Consider the following 22,456-nt stretch of genomic DNA (forward strand, 5'->3'; position numbering starts at 1 on the left):
CAGTCGCCTTTACCATTCGAATCGTGTGCCGACTCCGACGGATGTCGAGCCCTTCGCATCGACATCCGACTCGACGCGGATATGGCGCGTCACGTCGACATTGGCCGAAACTCCTGACTGGCTGGCGCTCGCGCCCGTCCGCACGCCCACGCTCAGCCTGTCTCCGATCGCGCGCGAGGCACCGACCATCGGACCGCCCGCTCCGGCGCCGACGTCGAGATTGTCGACCCCGAGCGAGCGGCGCATGCGGTCCACCGTTCCCTCGCCACCGCTTGCGAACTGAGCGGCGGCCCCTGCGAGCTGCACGGCCTGCGAGGTCGTCAGGCTGCCCGAAGCTTTCTGAAAGAGAATGCGCGACAGGATCTCATCCTGCGGCAAGTCGGGCTGCGAATGGAAGGCGAAGACCGGCGCGGCCGCCGGGCCCGAGATTCCGACCTGCGCGGTGATGTCAGAGGCCTGTATCTCTGCCGCGAAATCGAGCTCGGGCGCGAGATCGCCATTGAAGGAGAGATTGCCCTTGGTGAAGGTCAGCGTCTTTCCGAGCACCACCAGCTTGCCCTGATAGAGCGAGAAGGCTCCCTTCGGAACCGGCGCGTTGCTCGTGCCGCCGACATGAACGGAGCCGCCGAGTTCCGCGGTGACCCCGCGGCCATGGATGAAGACGTGGTTCGGCGCCGAAACTGTCACGTCCAGCGCGGCGTTGAAGAGCGCCGGACGCTTCTTGTTGCCTTTCGGCGTCTCGGCCTTGCGCGCAGCTGCGAGCCGTGCAGCGGCCTGTCCCGAGGCGTTCACATGGTTGATGCCGTCGATCGGCTTCAGCGTCGACGGCAGGCGATCCGGAATATCGACGTTGACGCGAGTCAAGTCGACGCGACCGACGATCCGCGGATCGCGCGCCAGGGCGCCTGTGACGTCGATAGCGAGATTGGCCTGCGCGGTCGCCAGCGCGCTGGAAGCAAGCGTCGCCTGCTGACCGCGAATCGAGATCGTGCCTGGAAAGCCTGCATCCGGGGCGACCCGTACCTCACCGGAGCCGGACAACGTACCGCCGTTGGGCGTCACCGCGGCCAGGCGCTCCACGACGATGCGCTCTCCTTCGGCGGTGATTTTCGCCTCGACGGCATCAAGGCGCGTACCGAGCATGCTGTCACGGAAGGTACCTCCGCTCATGGTGGCGACACCGCCGATCTGTGGCTTGGCACGCGTGCCGCCGACACGGGCATCGAGCGTAACGCTGCCGGACACGGTACGGCCGGAGGCGGAAAGCGCGGCATTGGCGATAGCGGCATCGAGGCGGCCCTTCGCGGTCAGCGCGATCGGACCCGTGGCGTCGAGCGGCACCGTACCCGACGCCGTGATCGCGCCGGCTCTTCCCGCGGCAATTGTGGTGTTCAGGCTCGCGCGGCTGCCATCGAGCCGTCCGTCCGCGGCAACGTCGATCGGCGGCAGGCCGGCGCTTCTGGTCTGCGGCGCGGTGAGCTGCTTGACCGCGACCTTGTACTGGCCGGTCGGCGCGCTCATGGAGCCCGCAATGGCCGCTGACGCGTCGAGGGTCCCGCTCAGGCCCAGACCGGATATCGCGACATCGGCCTCGCCGAGCGGGATCGCGTTGGCCACGGCCTTGAGGTCGAGCACCTGGCCGGCCTTGCCGTCCACCGTGAAGCGGCCACGTCCAATTGCGAGCGCCAGATGCTCGATCAGCACCGTGCCATCGTCGAGCGTGAAGCCCGCGGGGCCCTGCAGCGCGATCGCTTTGGCGCCACGGCGCGCGGTGAAGCGGTTAAGATCGAACCGCACCCGCTCCCTGGTGGTCAGTGCACCCGCGGCATCGAGATCGAATCCGGCAGCCTTGGCGGACAGGCCGATCGTGCTCGCATCGGCATTGCCCGTGGCCGCCAGCGTGACGTTTGAGACTGTCTGACCGCCGAACTCGGCACCATTGACCTGCACATCAGCATTGAGCACCGGATGGCTGTAGAGATCGGCGCCATCGGCGCGCAGATCGAAATTGCGGACGGCCGCACCCGCGGCACGGATTCCCGCGCCCTTGCCGGCAAGCCGGACCGACTGCTGGCCGCCGTCGGCCGAAGCGGCAAGGTCGAGTGAGGCCGAACCGGCGAGCTCTGTGAGGGCAAGCGGCGAGAGGTCGGCGAGCGTCCCGGCTGCGAAGCGAATCTGCCCGCTGGCGAATCTCTGTGCGTCAATCGTTGCTGCTCCCTTCAGGGATACCGACCCGATCGCGATGTCGATGGTCTCTGCGTGCCATCCGGCAAAGGTGGGAGCTGCGCGATCGTCGGGCTCCGACGATCGACGACTCAGCTGAAAAATCCCGCGCGCTGGCTTGCCGTCGACGGCGCCGTCGAGCTTGACCTCGACAGCACAGACACCGCTGATGTCGTTGACCGTCGCGGCGAGCGCCAGATGCGGAATCGGGCGCCGCATAGCGGTCGCGCGATCCACCGAGGCCGCGAACGAAACCCCGGGATGCGCGAGCCCGCCGGTCAGGCCGACGTCGAGAGCTCCCGCACCGGTGAGGCGCGCATCGGCCGCCGAGAGATCCGGCAGGTCCACACGCGCCGACAGGTCGCTCGAGTCGCGCGTCACTGTTCCTTTGGCGCGAACCGCAACATGGGCACCATCGATCGACGCGTCGCGGACCGTGTAAGTGTCGCGGCCATCAGCAGAGATGTCGGCTGCGAGTGCGACCCGCGTCCCCGCAAGCCCATCGAGCGCCGCAAGTCCCGTCGCAAGCTTCTCGCCGGCACCTGACATTCTGATATCGAAGCTGCCACGCTGTAAATCCGTGTCGAGATCGAGGCCGAACGCCACCGAGCCCTTGAGCTTCAACCCGGCAAGGTCAGCAAAGACGCCGAGGTCGGGCACGGTTCCGGTTGCCCGGCCATTCAGGCGATCGGCGCTGACATCGCCTGTATAGGTCGCCTGAACCGTTGATGTGCCGATCTCGAGACGCTCGATCCTGGCGCGGCCGCCCAGGTCCGTATCGCCATGGAGCACGAGCGACGCGGTGTTACCGATCGCGGCCGCCAAACTCGCGTCGCGTGGCGCAATGCCGGAAGCGCGCAGGTTCGAGTCAAGGATGATACGCGTTGCGGGATCGCTGGCCTCGGCACGAGGAACGGCCGTGATGGAAGCATCAAGCGTCTCGACGTCTGCGTCCGGCAGATGAGCACCCGACAGCGCGAGCTTGACCGATGCTGTGGGAGCCTTGATTGGGCCGTTGACGCGGCTGTCGAAAACGAGGCTGCGGATCGAGCCTTGGTCAGTCTCGGTCACGTCGCCGTTGCTTGGCAAGGAGCGGATCGAAGCCGCAAAATCCACGACCTTGTCGGCTCCGAGCAAACCTTTCGCGTCGAGCCGTGCGAGACGGCTCGTCAGCGTCAGCCCGTCCAGGGCGACGCTGCCGTCGTCACCAAAATGTGTCGTACTGTCGAGATTGGTTTCACCGGCGAAGACCGGCGCGGCGATCGCCGGCAACAACGGTTCGAGGTGGCTGATTAGGCGCGTTGCAAGCACTCGGGCCGCGCCGTTTCGCTCAAGCGTAATCGTGCCGGTCGCATCGATCGTGGGGCCGGCCTGCAACTTCAGGGCACCACGAAAGCTGTCGAGCGTGCCTTTGCCGCCCAATGCGAATGTGACGGGCGGCTCGCCCGGCAGATGGCCGAGCTTCGACATGAGTCCGTGGGCCGGCTCGTCGAGCGTGACGTCGAGGGTAAGCGCATTTCCCTGCGGAACGTAGGCGAGAGCGGCCTTGAAGTGGCCCGGGAAATCCTTGCGGGTGGCATCGAGGTTGAAGACGAGCCCTTCCGAAGGCGAGCCGAGCTCGGTATTGCCGGTCGCCGCGACACTCAAAGCTTCACCCAGAATCGACTGTCCCAGCGTCAGGGCCCGCAGGTCGAAAGCCTTCACCTGCACCTTCACCGGAAGGTCAGGCAGGATCGGCTGATCGGACTCGGCGGCAGGCTGGTCGGACGGAAGCGGCTTTCGCCTGATCTCAAGCTTGCCGATCTCGAGACGGTCGATTTCCAGCCGCCCCAGCAACAATGCACTGCGTCGCCAGACGAGGCGCGCCTTGTCGAGCGTCAGCCAGACTCCGTCCTTGTCGGTGATGCTAACGTCGCGGACCGTTGCATCCGAGGACAGCACACCATCGACGGCGCCGACATGGACCTGGGTCGCCGACGTCGAGAGCGTCCGCGAGACGAGACTGGCCAGCACATCCTGCTGGTTCTCGCCGCTACCGCCCACCATTCCGTAGAGAACGACACCGAGCACCGCGGCAGCGATGAGACCCAAGGCCGCGACGGCGGAACCGATAATGAACAGCCGGCGGATGCGCATCAGAAGGCTTGCCCAATGCTGACATAGATCGCGTAACGGCTGTCTCCGGGGCGAGGGTTCAGCGGTGTCGCAACGTCAAGGCGGATCGGGCCGACTGGCGTGAGATAACGCAAGCCAAGTCCGGCGCCGTAGCCCACATAGTCGTCGAAGCCTGGCAGGGATGATCGGGAGGCGGTGCCAAAGTCGAAGAATGGCACGAGGCCGATGGTGGGCGTGATCCTGACCCGCACCTCGGCGGAGCCCTCGATCAGGCTGCGACCACCGGTGATTTGACCGAACATCATCGGCGAAATGGTGTTGAAGCCGTAACCGCGCACGGATCCGCCGCCGCCGGCGAAGAAGCGATGTGCATCCGGAATCTGGTCGAGCGGCGCGCCCGCAAGCGAGCCTGCGGCCAACCGACCCGCCAGAACGTAGTCGGCCTGCTCGTCGAGCGCATAATAGGCCGAGCCCGCAACCCGCGCTTCGAACAGATCGATCGTGGAACCCATCAGCTTCGGATAGGCATTGACGGTCGCCGAGAGGCGCACACCGCGCGTGGGGTCGAGCGGATTGTCTGTCGTGTCGTAGCGGCCGGTCGCCGTGAAGCCGATCAATGTCGCATCGACCCGCCCCAGCACGTCCTGCGATTTCGATTGCTCGACCTGGAGACCGGCCTGCAGCGAAGCCGCCTCCGAAAAGCGATGGATCACGCCGAATGTGCCGCGCACCGTGTCGTCAGTGTAACCGCCGAGGTCGTTGTTGCCGACACGCTCGCGGAACGCAGTGGCCTCGATCAGTAGATCGTTGGCCGTACCGAACAAGCCCGGCTTGATGAAGGTGCCGGTAAAGCGTGCGCCGAAATCCGAGCCGCTCAGATTATTGAAGCCGGTAAAGGACGTGCCGTCGATCCGTTGCAAAAGCGAGGCGGACGCTTCGAGCCTCAGGCGCTCGCCGCCGCCGAATATGTTCCGATCCTCGTAGTAGCCAGCAATGCCGGGACCATCGACGGTGGAATATTTCGCCGAGAGGCCCACCGCGTGCCTGGGCCTTTCCGTCAAATCGATGAAGACCGGCAGATTGCCATTCTCATCGAGCTGGTCCGCCTCGCGGACGCGAATTCCCCCGATGGCCGGGATCTTTGCGATCGAGGTTTTCGCCAAGGCGAGCCGCTCTGGCGAATAAGGCTCGCCTTCCCTCAGGTAGACGTGCGTGGCCACTACTCTCGGATCGACGTCTCCGCCCGAGATCGTCACGGCGCCGATGCCGGCCTTGGGGCCCGCTTCGACCCGCAGCCGAAGGTCCATCGCGGCGGCGCCATGATCGACGGTGGCCTTGACGTCGGCGACCTTCGCGAGCGGATGTCCGTTGCTGCGGAACCAGTCGACGAGCTTCACCTGCGCGGCGCGCAGGTCGGCAGAGATCGCGGGATCGCCGGACTTCAGCGCAAACGCGCGGCGCGGCAATCCCTGCGGCGCTTGGTCGCGCGGATAGTCTACATCAACGGCGCGCAGCTTGAACAACGGACCAAGTCGCGCGATGACCTTGACGGGCACAACGGTCCGATTGCGAAAGCTGTCGGCCCGACGCGCCGCCGCGGCGAGCCCGATCTCGTCGAGGGAGATTGGAACTCCATCTATCGTCACATCGATCTGGGCGTTGTAGCGGCCAAGCCCCCAAAGGGCATCAAGCAGCGGATTGATGTCTGCCTGCAGCCGGCGCGCGAGACCTTCCCCGTCCGGGGGCGGTTCCTGTCGAAGGCGATAGGTGCCGGCGGCATCGCGCAATGCCTGTTCGGCGTCGCTATCGTTCTTGCCCTCCGGCGTCTTGGCTTCGATCTCCAGCCGATAGGACAGCGTCGTGGCGCTGACCGGCGGCGGATCGTCGGAACCGAACAGGCCAAAGAAGTCGAGCGCGTGAGCCTGCTCGCACAGCGAGCAACCGACGACAGCGACGCACGCCGAACGCAGAACGCGCCGCGCTGCAGCGATGAAATACCTTCGCCTTGCCCGCCCCGGCAAAGGCGGCAGGCATCGTCGCACCACGATTTGCTTGATTGTTCCGCTCCGCCTGCCTGTTGACGCGACCCGAGTCTCTGCACCTCAGGTTCCGGCGATCCCCTGTCTCCGCATTCAACAGGCACCACACGCGAAGTTGATAGACTCATGATGGACAATGTTGGGCAAACGCAAGGGAACTTCGACGTTCGTCCCAATTATCGGAATCTCCGATGCGCGCCACCATCGGTTCCGGCAGCCACATCTTGCGAGCAATCCGCCACGCGCGTCGCGAGGGGCGCTTCGCAATCGTCACGGACGCGGTGTGAGATGCGGTGGACGCCGAGCGTGAAATTGACGAGAGCGCGCAAGGCGAATGGCGAAGTCGTGCAGGCTTGACGCTTAGTGGCAGGTGTCCCCCCGTGAGATGCGAAGCATCTTCGCGGCAGCGGCGACAACCAAGCCCGTCTCGCCGGGGGGAGCGCGCGCGGAGAAAGCCGGATGTTTCCGATTACATCTGTGGTCTTACATCCCGCGCTTTCCATTTGCACGGGACCCATGGGGTGCGATCGGTATCCGGGTTTCCCTGCGCCCTCTTCAAGAGCGAGGGCGGAACGAAGAGCAAAGCTCGGACAGATCATGTCGCGAGAACACAAAAGCATGACTTACCAGCCGCGCAACACATTCGGTGTCGTCCCGGCGAAGGCCGGGACCCATAACCACCGAGCGTGATTGTTGAACGACGTGGAACGACGAGTCCCGTTCACGACACCCGCCGCGGCGTATGGGTCCCGGCTTTCGCCGGGACGACGTGCGGAGAGAGCCATGGACGGCATTCTCTCCGGTGTCATGCCCGCACATGCGGGCATCCAGTGCGCCGTGACCTCGCGGCTCAAGCAGGACCGTTCTGGAATACTGGTCACCAGCTTGCCCGCTGATGACACCGAACAAGCTCCGCGGCATTGCGCCGCGAGCCGCGCTGCGGCGCAACAATCAAAATGAGACTGCCCGTTAAGCCAATTGGCGCCGACGACATCCGCGCCGCGCCCGCCTTCGGCTAGCTTTGCCGGCAACAACCGGACGCCCATCAGCCTTCGCACGCCAAGTGGACGCCGGCGACAACACAGAGGGAGGAGCGCGATGTTGAAAGGCAGTTTGGGATTGATTGCGTTGAGCAGCCTGTTGCTTTCGGGCACGGCGTTCGCTCAGGAGAAGATCAAGGTCGGCGTCACCGCGACGCTCGAGGGCACCTACACGGTGCTCGGCGAGGACGGCATGCGCGGCTTCCAGACGGCGCTCAACGTGCTCGGCAAGAAGATCGGCGACAAGGAGCTCGAATTCGTCGTCGCCTCGACCGACGCGACGCCCGACTCCGCGGTGCGCGCGGTGCGCAAGCTGATCGAGCAGGACAAGGTGCAGATCCTGCTGTCGCCGCTGTCCGGCGACGAAGGCATCGCGGTCAAGAACTTCGCCAAGACCCATCCGGAGCTGACCTTCGTCAACGCCGCCTCCGGCGCGCAGGAGACGACCTATGTCGATCCGGCGCCGAACTTCTTCCGCTACAACATGGACGGCGCGCAGTGGCAGGTCGGCCTCGGCAAATACGCCTATGAGACCAAGGGCTATCGCAAGATCGCGACCGTCGGCGAGGACTACTCCTTCATCTACACCCAGGTATTTGGCCTGGTGCTCGAGTTCTGCGGCGCCGGCGGCCAGGTCACCAACCGGCAATGGGTGCCGCTCGGCACCAAGGACTTTGCCTCCGTGATCGCCGCGCTGCCTGACGACGTCGACGCGATCTATCTCGGCCTCGGCGGCGCCGATGCCGTCAACTTCCTCAACCAGTATCAGCAGGCCGGCGGCAAGGCGCACCTGATGGGCGGCTCGATCATGATCGACCAGACCATCCTGTCGTCGAAGGGCAACGCCAAGAACGCTCTGATCGGCACCATCGCCGCGAGCGGCCAAGCCGATACCTGGGAGGATCCGGGCTGGCAGAAATTCGTCAAGGCCTATCAGGATGCCTTCCCGCCGGCCAAACGCTTCCCGAGCCCGTCGCTGCTCGCGACCAACTATTACGGCTCGACGATGGCGCTGATCCTGGCGCTGCGCCAGGTCAATGGCGATCTCTCCAACAACCAGGCCAAGCTCAAGGATGCGCTGGCGAAGATCGAGATCGACGCGCCGAACGGCAAGATCAAGCTCGACTCCAACCGCCAGGCGATCGGCACCAATTTTGTCACCGAGGTGGTCGATGACGGCAAGGGCGCGCTGTTCAGCAAGGTCGTCAAGGTGATCCCGAACGTCAACCAGACGCTGGGCTACGATCCGGCGGTGTTCGCCAAGATCGGCCTGCCGAGCCGCACGGTCCCGGAGTGCAAGAAGTACTGACGTATTTGTTGCAGTGCAGGCTGAACGGCCGCGGCATGGTGCGCGGTTGCATCAAGAGCCCTGCTCGCCCTTGCTTTCCGCGGGCGGATGATGAACCCTTGTCGAAAAGACAAGAACATCCCGCGGGAGGGGAGGCATGAGCAGGGCGCTTGCCGTCTTCCACGGCCGGTTCGGTCGCGCGACGGTCTATCAGTTGAACCGTCCCTTCAACGTGCATGCGCACCGCGAGGGGCATCTGATCTTTCATGTCGGCGGAACGCCGGCGCAGATCGACGTCTCGGAGCAGCGGCTGCTGCTCAAGGACGACACCGTCGTCGCCGTCAACCCGTGGGAACCGCACAACTTTCTGCCGACCGACATGGACCACGGCGCGATCTTCTTCGTGCTCTATGTCAACGCCGAATGGTTCGCACCGCAGCCCGCGACGGCACAGGGCCTGCGGTTCGGCCGCACCTTCTTTCCGCGCACCGAAGCGCTCGACCGGCTGATCCGCCGCACCGCAGCACTAGTGTGCGGCGCGCCGTCGCTGCGCAGCCTCGATTGCGAACTCCGGCAGCTGATCGACTCCTGCTACGAGGAGAGCTGGCAGGCCGCGCAGGATGCGCGCGCGGCGGCCGCGGTGACCGATTTCAGGGTGCGCAAATCGATCAAGCTGATGTCGGAAAGCCCCGGCGCCGAGATCGAGCTCGATGCGATCGCGCGCGAGGCCGGGCTGTCGCGGCCGCATTTCTACCGGCTGTTCCGCACCCAGACCGGCGTCACCCCTCACCTCTACATGAACACGCTGATCATGGAGCAGGCGCTCGATGCGCTGGTGGCGACCGAGACGCCGATCGCCGATATCGGCTTCGACCTCGGCTTCTCCTCGCAGAGCGGCTTCACCCGCTTCTTCGCCGCCAATGTCGGCATGGCCCCGACCGACTATCGCCGCGCCGCCAAGGTGTTGCGGCCGTGAAGGAGTTCCGGAGCGCACGATAAAAGATACTGTCGATCAAATCCTGAGCTTACGCCCTCGGTAGGATACTGGACACGCGGCCCGGCAGACGGTCGCGACCAGTGAGGGAACGCGACGGAGATGGCCAGGTTCATCGAACGCCATCCGGCCTGGGCGCTGATTGTGATCATCGCGGTCGCGGTGCTCGCGTGGCTGGTGTTCGCGATCTGGCCGCCGGGGCTGGAGGCCGCGATCGGCCGCAAGCGCGTGTTCCTCAACGCGGTGCTGAACGGCATCACGCTCGGCGGGCTCTACTTCCTGGTGGCCAGCGGCTTCACGCTGATCTTCGGCCTGATGCGCAATGTCAACCTCGCGCACGGCTCGCTCTATCTGTTCGGCGGCTATGTCGGCTACGCGATCAGCAGCTGGACCGGGTCGTGGCTCCTCAGCTTCATCATCGCCTTCATCGCGGTGGCGCTGGTCGGCGTGATCCTGCAGCTCGTCGTGTTCCGACGCATGGAGGGTCAGGACCTCAGGCAGACCATGGTGACGATCGGGCTCTCGATCGTGTTCGCCGATCTGATGCTCTGGGTGTTCGGCGGCGACTTCTACCAGATCCAGACCCCGAGCTGGCTGATCGGCCCGATCCAGCTGCCGCTGCTCACCGCGATCAAATCATCGGGCGAACCGGTCTATCTGCAATACCCGCTGGTGCGGCTGGTGATCTTCGCCGCCTCAGTCGTGATCGGAATCGCGATGTGGCTGGCGCTCAACCGTACGCGGATCGGCATGATCGTGCGTGCCGGCGTCGACGACCGCGACATCCTGGCCGCGACCGGCGTACGGATCCAGCTGGTGTTCGTGCTGGTGTTCGCGCTCGGCGCGGGCCTTGCCGGCATTGCCGGCGTGGTCGGCGGCACCTTCCAGTCGCTGTCGCCGGGCGAGGATACGCGGTTCCTGCTCGCCTCGCTCGTCGTCGTGATCGTCGGCGGCATGGGCTCGATCCCGGGAGCGGCGCTCGGCGCCGTCATCATCGGCCTCGCCGAGCAACTCGGCTCGGTCTACATCCCGACCTACGCCATCGTCGTCACCTTCCTGATCATGGTGCTGGTGCTGGCGCTGCGGCCGCAGGGCCTGCTCGCGAGGCGATGACAGATGTCGCTGCTCCAGAGCATCCAGTTCCGCCCCGATCCATCCGCCGATGCGACCCGCCGCGCCTTCATCCGTACCTGGCCGGAATTCCAGAACCCGGCGGCCTGGCTGGTCGCGCTGATCCTCGTGATCATGCCGCTGATCGCCAACGGCTTCTTCCTGATCGAGATATTCGCCACCACGCTGATCCTCGGCATCATCGCGCTCAGCCTGATGTTCCTCGCCGGCTATGGCGGCATGGTCAGCCTGATGCAGCTCACCATCGCGGGCTTCGCCGGCTACATGGTCGCGGTGTTCGGCATCAGCGGCAACGCCAATATCAGCCTCGGCTGGCCGTGGTGGCTGGCAACCCCGATGGCGCTGGCGCTGGCGACGCTGTTCGGCACGCTCGGCGGCGCGCTCGCGGTGCGCACCGAGGGCATCTACACCATCATGATCACGCTGGCGATCGGCGCCGCGTTCTACTACTTCACCAACCAGAATTGGGCGATCTTCAACGGCCACACCGGCATCAACACCGTCGCGACGCCGCAGTTCTGGGGCGTCGACTGGCGCGCCGATATCGCCTTCTACTATGTCACGCTCGGCGTCGCCGCGATCTGCTACTTCGCCGTCCAGTATGTCTCGCGCGCGCCGTTCGGCCTCGCGCTGCAGGGCGTCCGCGACAATTCCCGCCGCATGGCGGCGCTCGGCTTCAACCCCAATGCGCACCGCATCGCGGCCTACGCCTTCGCCGCCTTCATCGCCGCGCTCGGCGGCGTGCTGCAGGTCTGGAACTACCGGCAGATCTCGCCCGGCTCGGTCAGCGTCGGCGCCTGCATCGACGTCCTGATCATCGCCGTGGTCGGCGGCATCACGCGGCCGATCGGACCCTTCATCGGCGCGCTGATCTTCGTGCTGCTGCGGACCTTCGCGCTCGACGTGCTGATCAAGTTGGGGCTCGACGGCAACCGCTTCCGGCTGCTGATCGGGCTCGGCTTCCTCGCCATCGTGTTCTGGTCGTCCGACGGCGTGATCGGCCTGTGGGAACGCTGGCGGCGCCGCAATGCATCCTCGTCGCAACGTTCAGGCGGAGGCCGCCATGGATAGCGTCGCGCAGCGGCTGTCCGTGGTTGGTGCCGGCGCGGCGCTCGAACTGCGCGGCGTGACAAGGCTGTTCGGCGCGCTGGCCGCGCTGACCGACGTCACCATCACCGTGCGGCCTGGCGAAAGGCGCGCGGTGCTCGGCTCGAACGGCGCCGGCAAGACGACGCTGTTCAACTGCATCACCGGCGACTTTCCGCCCTCCTCCGGCACGATCCGCTTCTTCGGCGAGGACATCACGCAATTCCCGCCCTATGAGCGGATCCGCCGGGGCCTGCGCCGCACCTATCAGATCTCGGCGCTGTTCCCCGGCCTGACGGTGCAGGACAACGTCTACCTCGCCTGCCGCGGCGTCTCGCGCGGCCGGTTCTCGTTCCTGCGCCCGGGGCAGAACGATGCGTTGATGCACGCGACCGAAACGCTGGTCCAGGCGGTGCACCTCGCGAACGTGAAGGACCAGCGCGTCGCCGAGCTCGCGCATGGCCAGCAGCGCCAGCTCGAGATCGCGCTGGCGCTCGCCGGCGCGCCGCGCTTCATCCTGTTCGACGAGCCGGCGGCGGGGCTGTCGCCTACCGAGCGGCGCGAGCTGATCGAGATCCTGACCTCGCTGCCGGCGCATATCGGCTACATCATCATCGAGCACGACATGGACGTCGCGCTGCGCGTGGTCGAGAGCGTCACGATGATGCACAACGGCCGCATCTTCAAGGAAGGCCTGCCGCGCGAGATCGAATCCGATCCCGAGGTGCAGGACCTTTATCTCGGAGGCGGCCATGAATGACCGCCGCGCAATGCCCGCGCTCGAGGTGAAGGGCCTCGACGTCTATTACGGCCATTCGCATGCGCTGCAGGGCGTCGATCTCACGCTCGAGTCCGGCGTGTTCTCGGTAGTCGGCCGCAACGGCATGGGCAAGACCACGCTGTGCAAGGCCATCATGGGCCTCGTGCGTGCCAGCGGCGGCTCGATCCGGATCCGCGGCGAGGAGGTCACGCGGCTCAATCCGGCGCGGATCGCCCGGCTCGGCGTCGGCTATGTTCCGCAGGGCCGCCGCCTGTGGCGGTCGCTGACCGTCGACGAGCACCTTGCGCTTGCCGGCGGCCTGCGGCGCGGCGCCTGGACCATCGAGCGAATCTACGACACCTTCCCGCGCCTCGCCGAGCGCAAGACCAACGGCGGCAACCAGCTGTCCGGCGGCGAGCAGCAGATGCTCGCGATCGCGCGTGCGCTGCTGACCAATCCGCATCTCTTGATCATGGACGAGCCGACCGAAGGCCTTGCGCCCGTGATCGTCGCCCAGGTCGAGGACATGCTGCTGCGGCTCGGCGATGAGGGCGACATCTCCGTGCTGGTCATCGAGCAGAACATCGGTGTGGCGACGGCGGTGTCGCGCAACGTCGCCATCATGGTCAATGGCCGGATCAACCGGATCATCGATTCCGCCCGCCTTGCAACCGACCGCGAGCTGCAGCAGCGGTTGCTCGGCGTCGGCACCCATGGCGCCGACGAGACCGACGCCGAGCCAGCACCGGCGAAGGCCGAAGCGGCCGGTGCCCCGCAGCCGGAACACAAGGGGCCGACCCGCATCTACGTCTCCAATCCCGTGCTGCCGACCCGCTGGTCGCAGCCGGTGCCGATCGCCCGCATCGAGGCCGCCGCACGGACGCAGTCCACCGGGGTCACTCGGCTCGAGGAGGCAACCCGGCAGCGACGCGAACCGACGACCTCCCGAACGTCCGGGCCACCGGTCGTCCTCATCGTCGGCACGCTGGACACGAAGGGTGCCGAGCTGCGCTTCATCCGCGATATCATCGCCGGCAGCGGCCTGCGCACGCGACTGGTCGACGTCTCCACCAGCGGTAAAGCTGCGAGCTGCGACGTCACCGCGCAGGAGATCGCACTCAACCACGGCCGCGGCGGTTCGGGCGTGTTCGGCGCCGATCGCGGCGCCTCGGTGACGGCGATGGCGGAGGCGTTCGAGCGATGGCTGCGTCGCCAGGGCAATATCGCCGGGATCATCTCCGCCGGCGGCTCCGGCGGCGCGTCCCTGGTCGCGCCGGGCATGCGCGCGCTGCCAGTCGGCGTGCCGAAGCTGATCATCTCCTCGGTCGCGTCCGGCGACGTCGGTCCCTATGTCGGTCCCGCCGACATCACCATGATGTATTCGGTGACCGACGTGCAGGGGCTCAATTCGATTTCGCGCACGGTGCTCGGCAACGGCGCCCATGCGCTGGTCGGCATGGTCAAGGCGCGGCTCGATGAGCAGGCCGGCAAGCAGCGCGATGCAGGCGCGAACCTTCCGGCGATCGGCATCACCATGTTCGGCGTCACCACGCCGGCCGTGCAGAAGATCGCAGCCGACCTGCGCGAGGATTTCGAGTGCCTCGTCTTCCACGCCACCGGCGTCGGCGGCCGCTCGATGGAGAAGCTCGTCGAGTCCGGCCAACTCGCCGGCGTGATCGACCTCACCACGACCGAGGTCTGCGACCTCCTGATGGGCGGCGTGTTCCCGGCGACCGAGGACCGCTTCGGCGCCATCATCCGCAGCCGCGTGCCCTATGTCGGCTCGGTCGGCGCGCTGGACATGGTGAACTTCGGCGCACCCGACACGATCCCGGAGCGCTATCGGCAGCGCAAGTTCCACATCCACAATCCGCAGGTCACGTTGATGCGTACCACGCCGGAAGAGAACGAGCGCATGGGCCGCTGGATCGGCGAACGGCTCAACCAGATGGACGGGCCGGTGCGCTTCTTCCTGGCCGAGGGCGGCGTCTCCGCGCTCGATGCACCAGGCCAGCCGTTCTGGGACCCGGAGGCCGATGCAGCGTTGTTCCGCGCGCTGGAGCGCACCGTGCGCCAGACCGGCAACCGGCAGATCATCCGCATCAAACGCAACATCAACGATCCCGAGTTCACCGCCGCCATCGTCAGCGCGTTCCGCCCCTTGCTCGGACGCGCCGGTGGTCGGCGGAGAGTGGCGAGGTGACCCATGGCCAGGTTTGAACGCACGGCGCTGTTGAAGAAGTTTCACGCCATGATCGCACGCGGCGAGCCGATCGTCGGCGGCGGCGCCGGCACGGGACTGTCGGCGAAATGCGAGGAGGCCGGCGGCGTCGACCTGATCGTGATCTACAACTCCGGCCGCTACCGCATGGCCGGCCGCGGCTCGCTCGCCGGACTGATGCCCTATGGCGATGCCAATGCGATCGTCGTCGAGATGGCCGGCGAGGTGCTGCCGGTCGTGACCAAGACGCCGGTGCTCGCCGGCGTCAACGGCACCGATCCGTTCCGCGACATGGATGTGTTCCTCGACCAGCTCAAGGCGCTTGGCTTTGCCGGCGTGCAGAACTTCCCGACCGTCGGCCTGATCGACGGCATCTTCCGCGCCAACCTCGAAGAGACCGGAATGTCCTATGCGCTCGAGATCGACATGATCGCGAAGGCGCATGAGAAGAACATGCTGACCACGCCCTATGTGTTCAGCGAGCAAGAGGCCGCCGCGATGGCGATCGCCGGCGCCGACATCATCGTCTGCCACATGGGCCTGACCACCGGCGGCACGATCGGCGCGCAGACCGCGCCGAAGCTTGCCGACTGCCCCGCCCGCATCGAGGCCTGGGCCGAGGCCGCGCTCAGCGTCAATTCGAACATCATCGTGCTCGCGCATGGCGGTCCGATCGCGGACCCCGCCGATGCCGACTTCATTATGAAGAAGACCCGCAACTGCCACGGCTTCTACGGCGCTTCCTCCATGGAACGCCTGCCGGTCGAGCGGGCGCTCACGGATCAGGTTCGCAAATTCAAGGCGATCGGCGCGCGCTAGCCGCCGTGACCAAGGGAGGAAGAGATGTCGGGGATGCTGGTCGGTGAATTGATCCTCTGGCTCATCGTCGCAATCGTCGCGATCGTCATCATCGTCTATGTCGTGAACTGGCTGTATCACCGCTCGTCGAAGGAGGTCTCCTTCGTCCGCACCGGTTTCCTCGGCGAGCGCGTGGTGATCAATGGCGGCGCCTTCGTGCTGCCCTTCATCCACGACTACACGCCGGTCAACATGAACGTGCTGCCGATGGGGATCGTGCGCTCCAGGCAGGACGCGGTGATCACCCGCGACCGGATGCGCGTCGACATCGAGGCCGATTTCTACGTCCGGGTTCAGCCGACCCGCGAAGCGGTCTCGATCGCTGCCGCCACGCTCGGCCGCCGCACCATGGAGCCCGAGCAGCTCCACACCCTGCTCTCCGGCAAATTCATCTCCGCGATCCGCTCCGTCGCCTCCGAGATGACGATGGAGCAGATGCACGAGCAGCGCGGCGACTATGTCGCGCGCGTCAAGGCCAATGCCGCCGAAGCGCTGGCGCAGAACGGCCTCGAGCTGGAGTCGGTCGCGATCACCGATCTCGACCAGACCGACCTCGAATATTTCAACCCCTCGAACCGCTTCGACGCCGAAGGCTTGACCCGCCTGATGGAGGACATCGAGGCCAAGCGCAAGCTGCGCAACGACATCGAGCAGGACTCGATGATCAAGATCCGCTCCCGCAATCTCGAGGCCGAGCGGCAGGCGCTGGAGATCGAGCGCGAAAGCGAGACCGCCCGCCTCGAGCAGGAACGCGACATCGAGATGCGCCGCGCCTTGCAGCGCACTGAAGTGGCCCGCGAGCGCGCGCTGCGTGAGACTGAGTCGGAGCAGGCCCAGATTGCGGCGCGCGAAGCCATCGAGAAAGCGCGGATCGCCAACGAGCAGGCGATCACCGAAGCCCGGATCGCCTCGGAGCGCGAGACCCGGCACAAGGAGATCGAGCGGACACGGGCGGTCGAAGAGAAGGAGCTGCTGGCCCGCGAGGAGATCGAGAAAGTCCGGATCGCCAACCAGCGCTCGGTCGACACCACCCGCATCGCCTCCGAGCGCGAGGTGCGCCAGCGCGAGATCGAGCGGATGCGCACCGTCGAGGAAGCCGAGATCGCCGCTCGCGAGGCGATCGAGAAGGCCCGGATCCAGCAGGACCGCGTCGTCACCGATGCCCGCATCGCCAATGAGGAGGAGACCCGGCGCCGCGAGATCGAGCGCACCCGCGCGGTCGACGAGGCCGAGATCGCCGCCCGCGAGGCCACCGAGAAGGCGCGGATCGCCCAGACCATGACGGTCAATGTCGAGCGCATCTCCTCGGACGAGCGCACCCGCGCGCTGGAGATCCAGCAGGTCCGCACCATCCAGGAAGCCGAGATCGAGGCGCAGAAGGCGGTCGAGGCCGCCCGCATCGCGCGCGAGAAGATGCTGGCCGCCGAGCGCATCGCCGCCGACCACACCACGCGCAAGCTCGAAATCGAGCGCAACCAGGCGGTCGAGATTGCCGGGATCAGTGCCCGCGAAGCCACCGAAGCGTCGCGGATCGCCCAGGAAGAGCACGTCCGGGCGCTTGAGATCGCGCGCACCCGCGCGATCGAGGAAGCCGATATCGCCTCCCGCGAGGCGATCGAGGCGGCGCGGATCTCGCAGGAGAAGTCGGTCGCCGCGCAGCGCATCCGCGCCGAGCGCGAAACCCGCGGGCTCGAGATCGCGCGCACCGAGGCGATCGAGGCCGCCGAGCTGAAGCGCCGTGACGCCATCGAACGGCAGCGCATCGATGTCGAGCTGACGCTGGAGAGTGAGCGGATCGCCTCCTCCAGGACCCGCGAAGTGCTCAACATCGACCAGAAGAAGGCGATCGAGCTCGCCGACGAGGAGCGCGTGATCGCGCTCGCCGCCAAACGCTCCGAGCGGATCGATGCCGACCGGCAGGTCCGGCAGGCCGAAATTGTGGCGCGCAAGGACATCGACACCACCGACGTCTCCCGCGAGCAGGCGCTGGAGGCGGCCCGGATCGAGCGGCGCCGTGCGATCGAACAGCTCGAGGTCGCTCGCAACCAGTCGCTGCAGGAGGCCGAGATCGTCGCCCGCGAGGAGGTCGAACGCGCCCGCATCGCCTCCGACCGTGGCCTCGACGAGGCCCGCATCGGCCGCGAGCGCGAGCTGCGCAAGCTCGAGGTCAACCGCGAGAAGGATGTCGAGACCGCGCTGATGGAAAAGGCCATCGCGCTGCATCAGAAATCACTGGAAGAATCGGCGGCACGAGCCGCGGCCGAGGACGCCCGGATCCACGCCACCGAAGCGGCCGAACGCGTCGTCACCGCGCGCGAAAGCGAGATCGCAAAGCGGCGCAAGACCGTCGAGGTGCTGCTCGCCGAAAAGCAGGCCGAGGAAACCAGGATCGCAGCCGGGGCCGAACGGGTCCGGGCCACGGTCGAGGCCGAGGCGCAGCGTCTGCTTAACGAGGCCGAGAACGTGCTGACCGATCAGGCGCGCTACTCGTTGTTCCGCCGCAAGCTGCTCGACCGGATCGAGGGCATCGTGCGCGAAAGCGTCAAGCCGATGGAGAAGATCGAGGGCATCCGCATCCTCCAGGTCGACGGCCTCAACGGCAACGGGCATGGCAACGGCACCGGACGCAGCGCCACCGACGAAGTGATCGACTCCGCGCTGCGCTACCGCGTGCAGGCGCCGCTGATCGACTCAATCCTCTCGGATATAGGCGTCGAGGGCGGCAGCCTCGCCAAGATGCCCGGCCTGATCCGCGAAGCCCGAGACATGCAAGGCATCAAGGACTCCGCGCGCAAGAGCGGCGGCGAGGCCAAGCCGGCGGCGCCCGAGGGCGGCGGCGAGCCGGCGCGACCTGAGCGCACGCCGCGCAAGAAGGACTGAGCTGACGCCATGGCACGGGTTTACGTTTCCACCGTCGTCAACGCCCGCAACGACCGGGTCTGGGCCCGCGTCCGCGATTTCAACGGGCTGCCGAACTGGCATCCCGCGATCGCCGAAAGCCGGATCGAGGGCGGCGAGCCCTCCGACAAGATCGGCTGCGTCAGGGATTTCCGGCTGCGCAACGGCGATCGCATCCGCGAGAAGCTGCTCGGGCTGTCCGACTACGACATGTTCTGCACCTATTCGATCCTGGAATCGCCGATGGGCGTCGAGAACTACGTCGCGACGCTGCGGCTCACGCCAGTCACCGACGGCGACCAGACCTTCCTGGAATGGACCGCCGAATTCGACTGCGCGCCGGAACGCGAGGCGGAGCTCGTCAACAATATCGGCGGCGGCGTGTTCCAGGGCGGCTTCGACGCGCTAAAGCGGGCGTTCGGGGGATAGGCCGTGTCGCATATCGTCAAGAGCACGATCCTGGATGCACCGACCGACGCGGTGTGGGCCGTGCTGCGCGATTTCAACGGCCATGACCGCTGGCATCCAGCGGTCGCAACCAGCGGCATCGAGCGCGCACAGCCGTCCGACAAGATCGGCTGCGTCAGGCGCTTCAAGCTGAAGGACGGCGCCGAGCTGCGCGAGCAATTGCTGGCGCTGTCCGATCTTGAGCAATCGTTCAGCTACTGCCTGCTCGATACGCCGATCCCGATGTTCAACTACGTGGCGCATGTCCGCCTGCTGCCGGTCACCGACGGCGACCGCACCTTCTGGCACTGGGAGTCGCGCTTCACGACGCGAACCGAGGACAGCGAGCGCATCACGCGGATGGTTTCGGAAGACATCTACCAGGCCGGCTTCGACGCCATCCGCCAGCATCTGAAGGAGGCCGCGTAAGCGGAGAGCACCATCATGCCAGTCACGGTGAAGACCTTCACCAGCACCCATGACGCCGCGGCGGCGCTGTCCTCGGATCGCAGCGCCCGCTATCTCGGCGGCGGCACGTTGGTGATGCGAGCGCTGAACGAGGGCGACATCTCGATCTCGACCATCGTGCGCGCCAGCGACCATGCGATGACACGGATCGACGCCACGGGCTCGCGCATCACGCTCGGCGCCGGCGTCACCTTCGCTCGCATCCTGGCCGAACGCGACCTCGCCTTCCTGCACGCCCCGGCGCGCTCGATCGGCGGACCGGCGGTGCGCAACATGGGCACCGTCGGCGGCAACCTGTTCGCGCCGGTGCCGTATGGCGACTTCACGGTCGCGATGCTCGCGCTTGATGCCACCGTGTCCGTCCAGGGCGGCCTCGGCGGACGCGAGATCCCGATCGAGGAGTTCCTGCAATCGCGCGACCGGCAGGCCGGATCGCTGGTGCTGGCGATTTCGTTTGCCAGGCCCGGCAGCACTGAGGCCTTCCGCTACCGCAAGATCGCGCGGATCAAGCCCAAGGGCGGCGCGGTGATCACGCTCGCGGCGCACCTGCCGGTCAACGGCAGCCGCATCGTCGGCGCCCGCATCGCGCTCGGCTCGATGGCGCCCACCCCGATCCGCGCCCGCGCCGCCGAGCGCGCACTGGAAGGCCGCGCGCTCGACGCCTCCACCATCAGCGCCGCCGCCACGGCAGCGGTCGAGGGAACGTCGCCCGGCGACAATGCGCTCGCCAGCGCCTGGTATCGCCGCGAGATCGTCGGCGTGCATCTACGTCGTCTGTTGTCCGGTCAGGAATAAATCGTGATGGCCAAGACTGCCCTTCAATTCCAGCATAACGGCCGTGACGTCGCGATCTTCGTCGACGGCGGCACCAACCTTCTGGTCGCGCTCCGCGAACTGATCGGCGACATGACGCCGAAGTTCGGCTGCGGCCAGGGCGGCTGCGGCACCTGCAGCGTGCTGATCGACGGCGAGCTGCATCTCTCCTGCCTGACGCTCGCCGAAACGGTCGCCGGCCGATCGGTCGAGACGCTCGACGGCGTCAAGGACGGCCCCAATCTGCACCCGCTGCAGCGCGCCTTCGCCGACAATTTCGCCGCGCAGTGCGGCTACTGCACGCCGGGCATGCTGATGGCCGCGAAGGCGCTGCTCGACCGCAATCCGCAGCCGAGCCGCGCCGAAGTGGTCGAGGCGATCTCCGGCAACATCTGCCGCTGCACCGGCTACGAGCCGATCATCAACGCCGTGCTATCAGCCGCTTCCGGCGGCCGGGCGCGTGCGTAAGGGAACAGTGCCATGCTGGAATTGCGCAAGGACATCTTCGCCGACGAGCGCGACGACAATCTGAAGGAGATCGGCAAAGGCACGCAGCGCCAGGATATGCTCGGCCATGTCACCGGCACGTCGCCCTATTTCGATGACCACAAGCTGCAGGGCATGCTGCATCTGAAGGTGGTGCGCAGCGCGCATCCCCATGCAAGACTCCGCCGCATCGACACCTCGGAGGCCGAGCGGTCGCAGGGGGTCCGGCGCGTGATCCGCGCCTCCGACGTGCCGCGCAACCTGAACACGCTGCTCAGCCTGATCAATTTCGGCAAGGACGACGAGCCCTCGCTCGCGGTCGACAAGGTGCGCTACAAGGGCGAACCCATCGTCGCGATCGTCGCCGACAGCCCGCGCGAGGCCTATGAGGCCATCGCAAAGGTCAAGATCGACTATGAGCCGCTGCCGGCGGTGTTCGATGTCGAGGACGCGCTGAAGGCGGGCGCGCCCGTGGTCAACGAGGTCTATCCCAAGAACACCTTCACCTATCACGAGACCTATGATCACCAGCAGCTGCGCTTCGGCGACGCCGACCGCGCGCTCGCGACGGCCGACCATGTGCTGGAACAGCGCTACCAGATGTCGCCGATCGAGCACGCGCCGACCGAAACCAACGGCTCGATCGCAGCTCCCGACACCAACGGCCGCTACATCGTCTACACCTCGACGCAGGCGCTGTTCTTCTCGGTCGACACCTGCGCGAAGATCCTCGACGTGCCGTCCAACACCTTCCACTTCATCGGCGGCACGGTCGGCGGCGGCTTCGGCGGCAAGGTCGATACGCTGACCGAACCGCTCTGCATCCTCGGCGCGATGCTGACCGGTCGCCCGGTGCGCTACGTGTTCGAGCGCGAGGAGGAGATGCAATACGGGCCGCCGCGTGGCGCCGAGCGGATCTACATCAAGGATGGCGTGATGCGCGACGGCCGCGTTGTCGCCCGCAAGGTGCGCGCCTATTTCGACAGCGGCGCCTATACGCGGCTGTCGAGCTATGCGGCGGTGAAATGCGCCGCCCATCTGCCCGGCCCCTACACGATCCCGAACGTTCATGGCGACGTCTACTGCGTCTTCACCAACCGGACGCCCGCGACCGCGATGCGCGGCTTTGGCGTCACCGCGATGGATTTCGCCATCGAATGCCAGATGGACAAGCTCGCCCATCTCGTCGGCATGGACCCGATGGAGTTCCGGATCCTCAATGCGTATCGCGACGGCGACATGAAGGCGCACCGCCGTGAGGCCAAGAACACCGCGCTGATCGAATGCGTGCAGGTCGCAGCGGAGAAGGCCAAGTGGCCGCTCCGCGAAGACTTCAAGCGGATGTCGTCGCGCAAGGATGGTGGCGGCGCGCGAGCCGCCGTGACGCCGACCCCGCGCGAGCCGCATGCACCGCCGGCCTCACCATCCCAGCAGCGCACGACGTATGACCGCGCGCCGGCCGCGACCCGCGAGCCGCCGCCACCGCCGCCCTCTTCGCCGCCACCGTCACCTCCGCCGCCACGGCCGAGCGCGCCGTCGCATGGCGCCACCCGCTTCTCTTCCGTCTTCGGCACCAGGAGGCGCTGACC

Annotated in this window: 16 protein-coding genes; 14 read left to right on the plus strand and 2 right to left on the minus strand. The window is 66.6% G+C overall.

The genetic code is table 11. From position 1 onward, the window contains the following. Positions 1–9: 9 nt before the first annotated feature. Both I6F38_RS00785 and I6F38_RS00790 read right to left on the minus strand, forming a co-directional pair. Complete coding sequence (locus I6F38_RS00785; RefSeq protein ID WP_225158671.1) at positions 10–4,359, minus strand: translocation/assembly module TamB domain-containing protein; 4,350 nt, start codon at positions 4,357–4,359, stop codon at positions 10–12. After that, positions 4,359–6,383: a BamA/TamA family outer membrane protein gene (locus I6F38_RS00790; protein ID WP_225158672.1), complete on the minus strand. Its 2,025-nt coding sequence runs from the start codon at positions 6,381–6,383 to the stop codon at positions 4,359–4,361. Before I6F38_RS00790 ends, I6F38_RS00785 begins: the two co-directional genes overlap by 1 nt. Before the next feature lie 777 nt (positions 6,384–7,160). Here I6F38_RS00790 and I6F38_RS00795 point away from each other — a divergent pair. From I6F38_RS00795 to I6F38_RS00860, 14 genes are all read left to right on the plus strand, one after another. Then, positions 7,161–7,337 carry a hypothetical protein gene (locus I6F38_RS00795; protein ID WP_225158673.1) on the plus strand — a complete coding sequence of 59 codons (177 nt, stop codon included), beginning with the start codon at positions 7,161–7,163 and terminating at the stop codon, positions 7,335–7,337. 138 nt (positions 7,338–7,475) lie between these two features. Then, positions 7,476–8,726, plus strand: a complete 1,251-nt coding sequence (locus I6F38_RS00800) for an ABC transporter substrate-binding protein (RefSeq protein WP_028333311.1) — start codon at positions 7,476–7,478, stop codon at positions 8,724–8,726. 136 nt (positions 8,727–8,862) lie between these two features. Further along, positions 8,863–9,681 (plus strand): AraC family transcriptional regulator, encoded by an 819-nt coding sequence (locus I6F38_RS00805; protein ID WP_016847806.1) that lies wholly within the window; start codon positions 8,863–8,865, stop codon positions 9,679–9,681. 120 nt (positions 9,682–9,801) lie between these two features. Further along, the gene (locus tag I6F38_RS00810) at positions 9,802–10,812 is read left to right on the plus strand and encodes a branched-chain amino acid ABC transporter permease (protein WP_050387450.1); all 1,011 of its coding nucleotides are present in this window, start codon (positions 9,802–9,804) and stop codon (positions 10,810–10,812) included. Between the two features lie 3 nt (positions 10,813–10,815). Continuing rightward, positions 10,816–11,901, plus strand: a complete 1,086-nt coding sequence (locus I6F38_RS00815; RefSeq protein ID WP_225158674.1) for a branched-chain amino acid ABC transporter permease — start codon at positions 10,816–10,818, stop codon at positions 11,899–11,901. After that, the gene (locus I6F38_RS00820) at positions 11,894–12,676 is read left to right on the plus strand and encodes an ABC transporter ATP-binding protein (protein WP_225158675.1); all 783 of its coding nucleotides are present in this window, start codon (positions 11,894–11,896) and stop codon (positions 12,674–12,676) included. Before I6F38_RS00815 ends, I6F38_RS00820 begins: the two co-directional genes overlap by 8 nt. Continuing rightward, complete coding sequence (locus I6F38_RS00825; protein WP_225158676.1) at positions 12,669–14,879, plus strand: ABC transporter permease; 2,211 nt, start codon at positions 12,669–12,671, stop codon at positions 14,877–14,879. The genes I6F38_RS00820 and I6F38_RS00825 overlap by 8 nt, the downstream gene beginning before the upstream one ends. Positions 14,880–14,882: 3 nt before the next feature. Further along, positions 14,883–15,716: a phosphoenolpyruvate hydrolase family protein gene (locus tag I6F38_RS00830; protein ID WP_225158677.1), complete on the plus strand. Its 834-nt coding sequence runs from the start codon at positions 14,883–14,885 to the stop codon at positions 15,714–15,716. A 24-nt stretch (positions 15,717–15,740) separates the two neighbouring features. Continuing rightward, positions 15,741–18,635: a flotillin family protein gene (locus tag I6F38_RS00835; RefSeq protein WP_225158678.1), complete on the plus strand. Its 2,895-nt coding sequence runs from the start codon at positions 15,741–15,743 to the stop codon at positions 18,633–18,635. Between the two features lie 9 nt (positions 18,636–18,644). Further along, positions 18,645–19,082 carry an SRPBCC family protein gene (locus I6F38_RS00840; RefSeq protein ID WP_016847814.1) on the plus strand — a complete coding sequence of 146 codons (438 nt, stop codon included), beginning with the start codon at positions 18,645–18,647 and terminating at the stop codon, positions 19,080–19,082. A gap of 3 nt (positions 19,083–19,085) precedes the next feature. Then, a complete protein-coding gene (locus tag I6F38_RS00845; RefSeq protein ID WP_225158679.1) occupies positions 19,086–19,529 on the plus strand; it encodes an SRPBCC family protein in 444 nt (147 codons plus the stop codon). A 15-nt stretch (positions 19,530–19,544) separates the two neighbouring features. Then, positions 19,545–20,363 (plus strand): FAD binding domain-containing protein, encoded by an 819-nt coding sequence (locus tag I6F38_RS00850; RefSeq protein WP_225158680.1) that lies wholly within the window; start codon positions 19,545–19,547, stop codon positions 20,361–20,363. A gap of 6 nt (positions 20,364–20,369) precedes the next feature. Further along, positions 20,370–20,849 carry a (2Fe-2S)-binding protein gene (locus I6F38_RS00855; protein ID WP_141343042.1) on the plus strand — a complete coding sequence of 160 codons (480 nt, stop codon included), beginning with the start codon at positions 20,370–20,372 and terminating at the stop codon, positions 20,847–20,849. Between the two features lie 12 nt (positions 20,850–20,861). Continuing rightward, entirely contained in the window at positions 20,862–22,454 is a 1,593-nt protein-coding gene (locus I6F38_RS00860; RefSeq protein ID WP_225158681.1) for a xanthine dehydrogenase family protein molybdopterin-binding subunit, read from the plus strand. Positions 22,455–22,456: the final 2 nt, after the last annotated feature.

It is taken from the genome of Bradyrhizobium sp. BRP56 (assembly GCF_020194035.1).
Taxonomy (GTDB): Bacteria; Pseudomonadota; Alphaproteobacteria; order Rhizobiales; family Xanthobacteraceae; genus Bradyrhizobium; species Bradyrhizobium australafricanum.